Source organism: Levilactobacillus sp. FUA 3915, from assembly GCF_044053135.1.
GTDB classification, from domain to species: Bacteria; Bacillota; Bacilli; order Lactobacillales; family Lactobacillaceae; genus Levilactobacillus; species Levilactobacillus lanxiensis.
The window spans coordinates 2465714-2478339 of sequence record NZ_CP168704.1 but is presented as its reverse complement, the minus strand read 5'-3'; the positions used below and the strand labels follow the sequence as shown (position 1 = coordinate 2478339).

General features: G+C 50.9%; 12 protein-coding genes. All 12 read right to left on the bottom strand.

Translation table 11 applies throughout. From position 1 onward, the window contains the following. Window positions 1-508 precede the first annotated feature (508 nt). The 12 genes from ACEPST_RS11420 to ftsA all read right to left on the bottom strand — a co-directional run bounded on the left by ACEPST_RS11420 (window position 509) and on the right by ftsA (window position 12513). Window positions 509-814, bottom strand: a complete 306-nt coding sequence (locus ACEPST_RS11420; protein WP_204122246.1) for a hypothetical protein — start codon at window positions 812-814, stop codon at window positions 509-511. Between the two features lie 9 nt (window positions 815-823). After that, the gene (locus ACEPST_RS11415; RefSeq protein ID WP_203646033.1) at window positions 824-1366 is read right to left on the bottom strand and encodes an NUDIX hydrolase; all 543 of its coding nucleotides are present in this window, start codon (window positions 1364-1366) and stop codon (window positions 824-826) included. A 2-nt stretch (window positions 1367-1368) separates the two neighbouring features. After that, window positions 1369-1593 (bottom strand): cold-shock protein, encoded by a 225-nt coding sequence (locus tag ACEPST_RS11410; protein ID WP_203646032.1) that lies wholly within the window; start codon window positions 1591-1593, stop codon window positions 1369-1371. 168 nt (window positions 1594-1761) lie between these two features. Beyond that, window positions 1762-4575: an isoleucine--tRNA ligase gene (gene ileS / locus ACEPST_RS11405; RefSeq protein WP_204122245.1), complete on the bottom strand. Its 2814-nt coding sequence runs from the start codon at window positions 4573-4575 to the stop codon at window positions 1762-1764. 689 nt (window positions 4576-5264) lie between these two features. Further along, a complete protein-coding gene (locus tag ACEPST_RS11400) occupies window positions 5265-6164 on the bottom strand; it encodes an IS3 family transposase (RefSeq protein ID WP_204122298.1) in 900 nt (299 codons plus the stop codon). Then, entirely contained in the window at window positions 6113-6631 is a 519-nt protein-coding gene (locus ACEPST_RS11395; protein ID WP_204122297.1) for a helix-turn-helix domain-containing protein, read from the bottom strand. Before ACEPST_RS11395 ends, ACEPST_RS11400 begins: the two co-directional genes overlap by 52 nt. Before the next feature lie 949 nt (window positions 6632-7580). Then, the gene (locus ACEPST_RS11390; RefSeq protein ID WP_203637263.1) at window positions 7581-8288 is read right to left on the bottom strand and encodes a DivIVA domain-containing protein; all 708 of its coding nucleotides are present in this window, start codon (window positions 8286-8288) and stop codon (window positions 7581-7583) included. Window positions 8289-8307: 19 nt separating this feature from the next. Continuing rightward, the gene (locus tag ACEPST_RS11385; protein ID WP_203646030.1) at window positions 8308-9087 is read right to left on the bottom strand and encodes an RNA-binding protein; all 780 of its coding nucleotides are present in this window, start codon (window positions 9085-9087) and stop codon (window positions 8308-8310) included. A gap of 18 nt (window positions 9088-9105) precedes the next feature. Then, window positions 9106-9390 carry a YggT family protein gene (locus tag ACEPST_RS11380; protein WP_125763080.1) on the bottom strand — a complete coding sequence of 95 codons (285 nt, stop codon included), beginning with the start codon at window positions 9388-9390 and terminating at the stop codon, window positions 9106-9108. 12 nt (window positions 9391-9402) lie between these two features. Then, window positions 9403-9840 carry a cell division protein SepF gene (locus ACEPST_RS11375; protein WP_203646029.1) on the bottom strand — a complete coding sequence of 146 codons (438 nt, stop codon included), beginning with the start codon at window positions 9838-9840 and terminating at the stop codon, window positions 9403-9405. A gap of 41 nt (window positions 9841-9881) precedes the next feature. Further along, on the bottom strand, window positions 9882-11156 hold the full coding sequence (ftsZ, locus tag ACEPST_RS11370; protein ID WP_204122244.1) for a cell division protein FtsZ: 1275 nt from the start codon (window positions 11154-11156) through the stop codon (window positions 9882-9884). A 22-nt stretch (window positions 11157-11178) separates the two neighbouring features. Next, window positions 11179-12513: a cell division protein FtsA gene (gene ftsA, locus ACEPST_RS11365; protein ID WP_125763086.1), complete on the bottom strand. Its 1335-nt coding sequence runs from the start codon at window positions 12511-12513 to the stop codon at window positions 11179-11181. Window positions 12514-12626 lie beyond the last annotated feature (113 nt).

The following is a 12626-nucleotide window of genomic DNA, read 5'->3' as shown; positions in this document are numbered from 1 at the left end:
CCTGAAGCCAAGAAGCGGTCTTCAGACTCGCTTTGAACCGCCAAAAACGCGTTTCAAAGTCGCCATTTTCCAAGTAAAAACCTTGGAAAATCCCCCGGCTGAGCCCATTTTCACTGCCCTCACGGCTCACACCGGTTTAACCCGACACCAGTGATTGCGAGTCACTACTAGCCATTAATTTTTAAAAGGTGAGATGGTATATTCCATATAAACACACAGCCTCATCCCTGTTAACCTAACTTCGCTCACGCTTCAACTCACACAACCAAAACCAACGACCATCAAAGTCCGGTGGCTTTAACCTGTCTTAGCCGTAAAACTGGTAAGCCCAGAACCCTGTGTCGGTGCTGTTTGGTCGGGTGATTTTCCCGGTCTTACAGCACGGGACGACTTTGAAACTCGTGACTTTCGAGGTTCAAAGCACCTCTGAAGACCGCTTCTCAGGCTTCAGGGGTTGCCCCACAGGGTGGCGGGCTTGCCAGCTGTCGGCGGCAAAGCAAGTTAAAGCTTAGTCGAGGAAGAAGAGGATGAGGTAAACCGCAATAATCAAAAGCACCAGCCAGAAGATCGCCCAATTGAGCCGTCGTCCTAGCCGTTGCTGTTTGCTGTCCACGGGATTGACCCGTTGTTCAGTGGGCTCGTCGTCAGTGGGCTCGTCGTCACTGGGCGTTTCGCCACCGTGCGTGCGGGCATATTCCTTTTCGACTTGCACCCGTTTGCGGTCGCGTTCCTGAAATTCTTGCTCGGCACGCTCCTGCTCCCGTCGGTAATCGGCGCGGGTCTTCGGACTGTCTTGTTCATCGTCTGAACGCATTGCTGTCACCTACTTCTGTAATAACCAGTAATAGATGGCCGTAATTGTCTTCGCGTCGCTGATTTCGCCGCGGTCAATCATGGCCTGGGCTTCTTCCTTGGTCACCGTCAGCAGTTCCAAGTTTTCCCCTTGGTCCCGGGGTAATTCGGTCGTGACGGGTTTCAAATCAGTCGCCAAAAAGAGCGTCATGTATTCATCAGAAAAACCGACGCTGGAATAAAATCCGGTAATCCGTTTTAACTGGCCCGGTTGGTAACGAATTTCTTCGTTGAGCTCGCGCATCACCGCATGTTCCACGTTATCAGCATCCCGGCTGTCTAATTTACCAGCTGGAATTTCCAACGTGGCCGCTGCGATGGGCGCACGCCATTGCCGTTCCAAAATCATTTTATGATCATCCGTCAACGCTAAAATGCCCACGGCACCCGCGTGACGCACAATTTCTCTCGAAGCCGTATCCCCATTTGGTAGGCGGACCCGCTGACGTTCCAGCTTCACGATCACACCGTCGTACAGTTCTTCGGTCGATTCAACGTGCTCTTCTAAGTCCATGCCTAAGCCTCCTCAGTACTACCCGTCACAACGGGCGTTACCTTTGCCGCTTGGAGGCCACGCATGCCTTGAACAATCACAAATTGCACGGTCTGACCAGCTTCTAACTTTTTGAACCCTTCCCCGACGATGGCCGTGTAGTACACGAAGATGTCGCCGTCTGCGGGCGTGGTGATGAAGCCAAAACCGCGTTGTTCATTGTAACTCTTTACTTTTCCAGTTAACATCGTGTTCCCTCCCATACATAGTGCAAATTATACTCGCTTGAACGGTCGACCGCAAACAATGGTTCTTAGGCGACATGGTCCGGCGCTCGGTTCACCAAATTTTACCAAAAAAAGCCCCATCACCGACGACATGCCAGTGATGGGACTCTTAAAAATTAGTGGTTAAGCTTATTTTTCTTCAAAACCTTCAGTTGCCGTTTCAGGGTAGTTGGCCCGAACGATAGCGGCACAACGGGCACAGAAGTGTGGGTAGTCAGCATCGCTACCAACGTCTTCCTTGGTCAACCGACAACGGTCACAGACCTCACCGGCAGCGGCGGATACCTTAACGGCCATGTCGCCAAAGCTCAAGGCGTCAGCTGGGGCTTGGTCCAACTTCGCAACGTCTAAACCGGAAACCAAGAGGATTTGTTGGACGTCAACGTTCAACTTGTCCAAGAGGTTTTGGGTGGCGTCATCCACGTACAAGTCCAGGTGGGCTTCAGCGGCCTTCCCGATTAACTTGGCGTCACGCGCTTCTTCCAAAGCCTTCAGAACGTGGCTCCGCAGGTCCATAAAGTGGTCCCAAGCGGATTTGTGTTCATCGTCTTCGACTTCAACGGCATCATCCATGTCCATCACAGCGGGCATTTCAGCCAATTGCACGAAGTCTTCTGGTTCTTTCAGGAAGTCCCAGATTTCTTCGGCCGTGTGTGGCAGGATTGGCGTGATCAACTTGGTCAAGGTCACGGCAATTTGGTAGAAGACGGTCTGCATCGAACGACGCGCAGCACTGTCTTCGGCCTCGATGTACAGGACATCCTTGGCAAAGTCGAGGTAGAACGCAGACAAATCGCTGACAACAAAGTTGATGAGTTCCTTGTAGATGTTCAGGAAATCAAAGTTGTCGTAGTGGGCCTTGACGCTCTTGGTGAATTCATTCAGTTGATACAGCATGTGCCGGTCAACGGCAGTCAGCTGATCAAAGGCAACCGCATCCTTTTCGGGATCAAAGTCGTTGGTGTTAGCCAACAGGTAACGCATCGTGTTCCGCAGCTTCTTGTAGCTGTCGGAAATCTTCACGAAGGATTCCGTTGAGACCCGGACGTCGGCTGAGGTATCCACGGAAGTTACCCAGAGACGCACGATGTCGGCACCCATCTTCTGGATGATCTCACTAGGCGCAATCGTGTTCCCGATGGACTTGGACATCTTGTGCCCATCTTTGTCCAACGTGAACCCTTGTGACACGACCTGCTTGTAAGGCGCCTTACCGGTAGCGGCAACACTGGTGATCAAACTAGAGTTGAACCAGCCACGGTATTGGTCGGAACCTTCCAGGTAAAGGTCAGCTGGGAAGTCCAGGTAGTCGCGTTCGGCCAGCACACCCTGGTGAGACGAACCGGAGTCAAACCAAACATCCATGATGTCGTTTTCCTTCGTGAATTCGCCATTTGGTGAGTGTTCGCTGGTAAAGCCTTCAGGCAAGAGATCCTTGGCTTCACGCTTGAACCAGATGTTAGAACCGTACTTACCAAATAAATCAGCCACGTGGTCGACCGTTTCTGGCGTGATGATAGCCTCGCCGTCTTCACCATAGAAGATTGGCAGTGGCACACCCCAGACCCGTTGACGGGAGATAACCCAGTCGCCACGGTCCTTGATCATGTTTTCCAAACGACGCTTGCCCCAATCTGGTTGGAACTTAACGTCTTGTAAGGAAGCCAAGATTTCGTCACGGATCTTGTCCACGGATGCGAACCATTGTGGCGTTGCCCGGAAGATAACGGGCTTCTTGGTCCGCCAGTCAAATGGGTAACTGTGTTCATATGGCATGTAGTTCAGTAAGGCGTTGTTGGCCTTTAACTTATCCAAGGCAATCTTGTTAGCATCTTCGTAGAAGACACCCTCAAAGTCTTCGCCGGCTTCGGCGGTCATGTATCCTTGGTCGTTAACGGGCACTAACACGGGCAGGTTGTAGAGCTTGCCGACGTTAAAGTCGTCTTCCCCTAAACCTGGTGCGGTATGAACCAGACCAGTCCCCGTTTCAGTCGTCACGAAGTCACCTAACATCACAACCAGCTTGCGGTCAGCGATGAATGGGTGTTGGGCAATGATGTTGTCCATGTCTTGACCCATGACGGTCTTCAAGACTTTAACGTCTGTCCAACCGAAACGTTCGGCATTTTCAGCCACTAAGTCGCTAGCCAAAACGAATTTCCGGTCTTCCCCAGCGGGTTGCACAACGGCGTATTCGATACCGGCATCGATGGTGATTCCTTCAGAACCAGGAATCGTCCAAGGCGTCGTGGTCCAGACAACTAGGTAAGTGTCATCGTCCAGGACACCCTTGCCGTCAACGACCTTTTCACCGTAGAAAGCGGATGGTGACGTTACATCGTGGTATTCCACTTCGGCTTCAGCCATAGCAGATTCGGATGACCATGACCAGTAAACGGGCTTCTTACCCTTGTAGATCAACCCACGCTTGGCAAATTCGCCAAAGACGCGGACTTCAGCGGCCTCAAATTCTGGCTTCAAGGTCAGGTAAGGATTGTCCCATTCGGCAGCGACACCCAGCCGTTTGAACCCATCGCGTTGTAAGTCAACTTGCTTCAACGCGTAGTCGCGACAGAGGTCACGGAACTCAGCGGTGGACATCTTCTTGCGATCGTAACCGGCCTTCGTCAACTGTTGTTCAATTGGCAGACCATGCGTATCCCAGCCGGGAACGTAAGGGGCACGGAACCCATTCATGGACTTGTAACGAACAATGATATCCTTAGAAATCTTGTTCATCGCATGACCCATGTGGATTGGGCCGTTCGCGTATGGAGGCCCATCGTGTAAAATAAATGATGGCTTCCCTTCGTTTAACTTTTGACGGGCTTCGTAAATCTTGTTGTCTGCCCAGGCTTTTTGCCGGTCAACTTCTTTGACTGGTAAATTACCGCGCATCTTAAACTTGGTCTTACCCAAGTTCAGCGTGTCTTTCACTCGCATACCGTATTTCCTCCTTAAAATTTGTTCCTCGGTTGGTGAACCGGTGAGCTCAAGCCGTCCTCCGACCTCAGCTCACCGGTCAACCCGACCGTTAATTATCATTGCTTTAAACCTAAATTGTGGTCCCTGGCCGCCTACCGTTGCGCCAGCCCAGGGAGCTCTAGCCATGGGGCGTTCTGAAGCCTGAGAAGCGGTCTCCAGAAGCACCCTTATGCTAAGCGGTAAACCGCCAAGCATAACGACACGGCTAGGCTCCCAATGCTGGCTCCACTATCGGCTACATACGTGTTTGTTGTTAACCCAGCATTACCGGTCAGATTGACTAGCGACATTGAATTCACTGCGTTCAGACCTTTGACTAGTCTTTGCCTTCCGCCTGCCGGGGCGTGAAAATGGACCGGAACGCTGGTGGCAGGACACTTGAAGCCACAGAGCGGTCTTCAAGCTCGGCTGAGTCCATTTTCACGCCCCTCTCGTCTAAGACGAGTTGTTACTGTAAACCCAGTGTTACCGGTCAGGTTGACCAGTGAGACTGAATTCCCTACAGGCAATAGTGGCTGGCCACTAAAACAAATTAACACTGACACCACTAACCTAAGCGACCAGAGGTGACTCAAGATGCCCAGCTGTGTCGATGGTGTTAACGGCTGTCTTTGAAGTGCAAGTAAAATGTTAGACACTTTTCTGACCTATGCAACTTGCATCTTCTGGCAATACTTGGCAGGGGTTAACCCACCATGAATCAAAGTAATGCGCTCCGTATTAAACCATTTGACGTAGCGTGAGACGAGTCTTCTCAAAGACGTTAGGCTCTTTAAACTATGGCGATAAAGACATTCTCGCTTTAGTAGGTTGAACCAGCTTTCAATCGGCGCATTGTCATGACAGTTACCTTTTCGCGACATGCTTTGAATAATATGCATTTTGTGCAGTTTGTGACGATAACTCTTGATCTGATACTGCCAGCCTTGGTCGGAATGAAGAATTGGAAAAGTATCATCTGGTAGCTTGGGCTTAAGTGAATTTAGTGTCGCCTTAATAAGCTTTTTATCTGGGTGAGCACTGATCTTAACGGCCAAAACGCTTCGACTAGCTTCATCAATAATCGCTGAAATATAAGCCCATTTTTGATTAGCCAATCGTACCTGAGTGACGTCCGTGTGGAGCACTGAAAGGGGCTGAGTCGCGTTGAAGTGCTGGTTAAGGATGTTGGGAGCTATTTTCCCAACCTGGCCCTTATATGACCGATACTTGGACGTATGCCGAGAATACATGTTAGGTCGAATACCAATTTCATTCATGAGCTTGAGAATGGTATCTGGGCTAGCTTTGAAGCCATCACGTTCTGTACACAGCTGAATGCGCCGATAGCCATAAGTTTGTTTGGATTGAACGAAGATTTTCTTAATCTCAGTCTTCAATTGTGCATACTTATCCGGCTTCTCATTGCGTTTCAGTCGATCGTAGTAGGTCGCACGTTTCAAGTGTAATACCTTGAGAAGTTGACGAACTGGATACTTTTCCCGTAGCTCATAGACTACTTCTGTTTTGTCCCCATTGGATGGTTTTTGCGAGTTACGGCTAACAATTTTTTTAAAGCATCACGGTCCATCTTGACTTGATATAGTTCATGTTCTAACCGTTGTTCTGCTTGGAGATGACGTTCCTTTTCAGTCGTTGGTCTTGGTTGTTTTTTCATCGATTGATACCTGTCCTTATCCTTGGGCTCAAGGCCATCGATGCCCTTTTCTTGATAGTTGCGAACCCATTTACTAATGGTAGGATTATCAACTTCAAAATACCGAGCTGTAGCACTTAAACTCACATGATTGTTCAGGTAATAGTCTACCACTTCCATTTTGAACTCTAGGGGGTATCGAATCCAACCATGATTATGGAGAGCCTTAAATCCTCCTGATCTAACCTGATTAACCCAACGGGCCACAAGACTTGCGGTAGCCATTCTATGCTTAGCAGCCAAGTCTAAAGCACTACCCTGACCATCTAAGTATTCTTTGACCACTCGTCTTTTGAACTCAAACGTATATTTCTTCATGGAACCACCTCAAAATTATTAGTCTTTCTGTCTAATAATTTTACGGCACTTCACTTTTAGTCGTTTACAGCATGGGCCGACTTTGGAGACACGTGCTTTCCGTGGCTTCAAAGCGAGCCGGAAGACCGCCCCTCAGGCTGCAGGCGTTCCCCATAGCAGGGCGTCTTGAAGTCACCGCCGGGAGCGACAGCCAACCCCCATACAAAACCAAGTGCTTGTTTGCCTTTCGGTTGGCCGTTGTGAGCAACCAGAGGTGGTTTTGCGGACCACGCTGTGTCGATGGTCTTACTCGGGGTTTCCCACCCGAGTTAGAGCATGGGCCGACTTTGAAGACACGTGCTTTTCGTGGCTCCAAAGCGAGCTGGAAGACCGCCTCTCAGGCTGGAAGCGGGCCCCACAGCGTGGGGAGTAAAGATTACCGCCGAGAGCGACAGTCAACACCATACAAAACCAAGTGCTTGTTTGCCTTCCGGTTGGCCGTTGTGAGCGACCAGAGGTGGTTTTGCGGACCACGCTGTGTCGATGGTCTTACTCGGGGTCTCTCACCCGAGTTAGAGCATGGGACGACTTTGAAGACACGTGATTTTCGTGGCTTCAAAGCCAGCTGGAAGACCGCCTCTCAGGCTGGAAGCGGGCCCCACAGTGTGGGGAGCAAAGGACCACCGCCGGGAGCGCAAACCAACGACCAACCGAAAAGAGCAAACAAAAAACGACTTGCCGCTAGGGACGAAGTCGTTTTCGTGGTACCACCCAAATTTAGCAGGCCGCGCAGCCGAAACGGCAAACGCAACCTACCCTCAAACAACGTAACGTGTCGTGAACGCCACCGCTTACTACAAGTTCAGCCGTGGAGCTTTGGGAATGATACCGGACAAAAAGAGCGGGCGTTAGCCTTCCACCATCGCTAACTCGCTAGTACCTTCTTTTTGAACAGTTCTTTTCTCAGTGCTTAATTATTATCTTTATCAAACTGTGGTTGGTCGTTGTCTGGGAAAATCACAACGGTTTCACCATTGTCGTCCCCACTATCGGTCACAGGGGCTTCCGTTACCGGCGTCTCTTCAACCGGTTGGGATGCTTCTGAGTGTACGCCCTGAGGCCCTTCGTTGTCAAGCCGGTCACCAACGACCTTCTTGATTTCTTCGTAGCTGGACATGGAACCTTCCTTTAACAGACTGTCCCAGTCGTTAGACTTGACCACTTCCAACTGGCTTTCCAGCATGACCTGCAGCCGTTGCCGGAAGACCCGCGTGCTCTTCTTCAAGTCGTCGGTTTCGACAGCCAGCTTCTTGGCACGCTTGGAGGCTTCATTCATAATCTGGTTACCCTTGTTCGTGGCTTCAGAAACGATGTCGGAACTTTGCTTCTGGGCTTCGCGAATGATGATCTCAGATTCCTTTTGGGAGTTGGCCTTGACCTTGTCAGCGGCCTCTTGCGCAACTAAGATGGATTGGTTCAGGGAATCCTTCAAGTCGTTAAAGTACTTGAGCTTCTCATTCGCCGCATCCAGTTGTTCCTCTAATTCTTTGTTGTGGTTCAACGTGATTTGGTAATCCTTGATGACTTGATCCAAGAAATCATTGACCTCATCAACGTTGTAACCGCGCATCTTTGTGCCAAACTCTTTATTGTGAATATCTAATGGACTTAATACCATTGCACTGTTCCCTCCGCATCTATTTCTGCAGCACCGCTAGGGTGACCCGAATTTTTTCCTTCTTCGTTCGACCACCGACTTCATCCAGCCGAATCCGGCCAAAGCCGCGCACGGACACGATGTCCGCCACGTCTAGTTCGAAATCTGGTTTCAGAGTCTCCGCCCAGTTCAACCGGACCTTGCCCCCTTCGATCAGTTCCTTGGCGCGGTGCCGGGACAAATGAAAGCCCGTTCCCACGATGTTATCTAACCGCAGTGACGACAGCGTCGCCCCCTCGGTCTCCCACTCATTCATGGGAACCAGTAAGTTGTTCCAAGACTCTTCTTGCAACCGTGCCTTGACCCGGCCGATGTGATCGACCTGGCCTAACAGGTAATCCGCCATGCTACTTTCCGTGATTACCTGCCAGTTCAGGCCATCGGTGAGAATATCCCCGAGGATTTCACGCTCAATGCCTGAACCCAGCAACGTGCCTAGAATCTGACTGTGATGAAGCGTGGCAAATTTTACGGGATAGTCGACGCGCAGGACCGTCAGCTCAAAGTCCTTCGGTTCTGGTTCGTAGTAATCCGGGTAAAACAGTGCCCGCTGCATTTCAGCGTGTTCGTGGCCCCCACTGAACCGGACGTGCATGTCTGCTCGCCGGGCCAATGTGGACGCGATGTACACTTGCCGGGGGTTCAAGAAGTGCGTGAGAACGGGGCGATATTCGTCTTGGACTTGTTGAATCCAGCCGCCGATTGCGTCAATCAGCGGGGCTTCGTCCGGCCGAAAATGCTGTAGCACATTCTCATCCAACTTCTTCGCCTCCTATTTTCATGTAAATAATAATCTAAGAATCATCGACTCTAGTCCTGACAGTCCGTATTGGACCAACGTGAGGACGATGATGGCCACCACTGGCCCGAACCCGAGTGGTCCCACCGATACAAAATCAAAGTAGTGGAGGAACGGTTCGACGAGTCGGCCAATGATTTGACCAAATTTTGACTGATAGCCACCAGGGAGCCAACTGAGCAAGGCATACACCACAATCAACAGGATGTACGCGCTAACGGCCCAGTTCAAGACTTTAAATAGCAAAAGGACAAATTGTATCACGGCGTTGCTCCTTTATTGTGTGACTTGAGTCCCGAGGTTGGCGGCAACATCGCCGCTGACCTCGAAGTTGTGGGGCGTGCACAGAAAAATCTGTTCACCGATCCGTTTGATTTCGCCACCCACGGCAAACGCGGTTCCATTTAAGAAATCCACGATGCGTTGGGCCTGGGATTCATCCACCCGGGCAAAATTAACGATGACCGCATCCCCACCAGTAATCTGTTTCGCAATCGACTTCGCATCGGAATAGATTCGCGGTTCGCAGATCGCGATGTGACTAGTATTTGCAGATCGCATGGCAACCACCTTTCGACTGTCGGCCGGTCGACTGGGGGTAGTTGGCTTTGGCTTCGACTGGGCTACCGGAGCCGTTGTTGGGTCGTCCTCGTAGTCTTCGTCATATTCATCGTTCATGCCAAAAAATTTGCTGAGACTAAACTTCTCCGCCATGGTGCGCCACTCCTCTCAACACGAATTCTATCTGATAGACGTTACTTCCGCCGCCGCTTGAAGAATGGTGGCGTGTCTTCGCCCTTGTTGTCATCTGCTGCCGAGGTGTCGTTTTCACTCGGGTTAAAGATGTTGAAATCAGGCTTGTCAACACCCGCAAATTCACTGTTGGAACTGTTAGTGTTGTTGCTGCTCTTAGGTTCTGGACGGTGCGCGGGTTCGCGGATGTCCCAGTTGCCAAATGGATCCTTTTCAGTCTCCTGGCTAGGGGCATCGTTGCGAGAATCCGTGTTCCGTGGTTGTTGGGTTTCGGCACGACGGGCAACGCGGCTGTGTTGCGCAGCTTCGCGTTCTTCCTTCTTCTTGTCGATCCCAGTTGCGATAACCGTGACCCGAACTTCATCGCCGAGGTCTTCGTCAATGGACGTCCCGAAGATGATGTTGACGTCGCTAGTAGCGGCATCGGACACGATTTGAGAAGCCGCTTGGGCTTCAAACAAGGACAGGTCTGGACCACCAGTGATGTTCAACAGAACTTGTTCGGCCCCATCGATAGACACTTCCAGCAGTGGTGAAGAGATAGCCTTCTTGGTAGCGTCTTCCGTGCGGTTTTCACCGTTAGCGGAACCGATACCCATTAAGGCTGCCCCTTGGTCCTTCATGACCGTCTTCACATCAGCAAAGTCCAAGTTCACGTAGCCAGGGCTCGTGATCAAGTCAGAGATGCCTTGAACCCCTTGACGTAAGACGTTGTCGGCTTCTTGGAAGGCTTCCATCATTGGCGTCTTCTTGTCAACGATTTCTAACAAGCGGTTGTTGGCAATGACGATCAATGTGTCCACGTTCTCCTTCATTGCGGCAACCCCTTCAGCGGCGAAACGACCCCGCCGTGGGCCTTCAAAACTGAATGGCCGAGTAACAACCCCAACCGTCAGTGCACCGCCCTCTTTGGCGATTTTAGCCACGATAGGCGCAGCACCGTTACCGGTACCCCCGCCCATTCCGGCAGTGACGAAGACCATGTCGGCCCCTTGTAAGGCTTCGGTGATCTGTTCTTCGCTTTCTTCGGCAGCTTTGGCCCCAACTTCTGGGTTAGCCCCGGCACCAAGACCCTTGGTGAGTTTCGGCCCGAGTTGAATTTTCGTTTCGGCCTTTGAGGCTTCGAGGGCCTGCACATCCGTGTTGGCCACGATAAATTCGACACCCTTAACGTCTTCGGCAATCATCCGGTTAACGGCGTTGTTACCACCACCGCCGACACCAATCACCTTAATGATGGCCCCATTATTTTGTGCTGAATCTAGTGAGTATTCCATTTGTGTATTCCTCCATCTCGCGTTAGTCGAAGAAGTCGCTGAAGAACTTTCGAATGCCTTCAGAGCGATTTTTCTTCTTTTTCGGTTTCGCTTGCTTACCCTGAGTTGATTGTGGCGCAGCAGATTGCTGTTGTTGGTTCTCAGCATCCTGTTCACGTTGACGAATCTCGTCGGTTTCATCGGCTAGTTGGGTGGAGCCCGTCAAAGCACTCTTGATGAGCAGATCAATCTCACTCAGCCCCCCAAAGTATTTCACAAGAGCCAGCGCCAACGTAAAGGAAGGATGACGCAGTCCCATCTGATCTGGCACGTAAACCCGAACGTTAGTGTTAAATTCGTCCGTGGCCAGATCCGTAATGCCTGGTAAGGCCGCAACCCCACCGGTTAACACGATACCACCGGGTAATTCAAGGGCTTGCACCTTATCCAAATTACCGCGGAGGCGCTTGAAGATCTGGTCCAACCGGGCCTCAATGATCTCCGCTAAGTATTTTTCTGAAATTGGCGTGGGTTGGCTTTGGCCGACCACGTCAACGGGAAATTCGTCTTCGTCGCTGGCCTGCGTTGAATCAGCGTAACCGTAGTCGCGCTTCAACTTCTCCGCACTGTCCAGGGAGGTGTTCAGAACCACGGAAATATCCTTGGTAATGAATTGGCCACCCTCTTGGTCCACGTCGATGTACTTCAATTGGTGATCATGAATGACCGCAGCAGTGGCTTGGCCACCCCCCAAATCGATCAAGATGGTCCCAAAGTCTTGTTCACCATCGTTCATGACCATCATGCCTTGGGCCATCGGATTGATGACCGTTCCCCGCAGGTTCAAGCCGGCTTGTTCAACGGCTTTACGGGTATTGTGCATAATGGTCTTGGGGCCAGTAAAGATGGTCCCATGAAGTTCGAGGCGTACCCCGACCATTCCGCGTGGATCCTTGATGCCATCAAACCCGTCAACGACAAACTCATCGGCTAAAATGTCGACGACTTCTCGTTCTGGCGGTAGGCTCTGGATCAACGCAGCGGCGGAAACACTCCGGACGTCACGACCCGTGATTTCACGTGACTGGTCGTCAATGGCGATCATGCCACTACATGGTTCAATTTTTAATAAGTTTGCGGGAATCCCCACAATCACATCATGAATCTCGATGCTGGCCTTCTCTTCGGCTTGTCGAACGGCGCGCTGAATGGCTTCAGCTGCTTTGTCAATATCCACGATGACACCGCGGCTGACCCCATTCGAACGTTCGTTTCCCACACCAATAACGTTCATTTGCCCTTTAACATTCTCAGCAACAATGACTTTTATTGAGGTGGTTCCTATATCGAGACCAACGTACATCCCTGAATTATCCATAGAAAAAGGAACCTCCTAAGTTAATTATCGATCAACACTGCATGAATTCGCTTTTTCTCCTAATTATTTTTCAGTTTACCACATTTACTAGGGGTTGAAAAAGCCTTATTGAC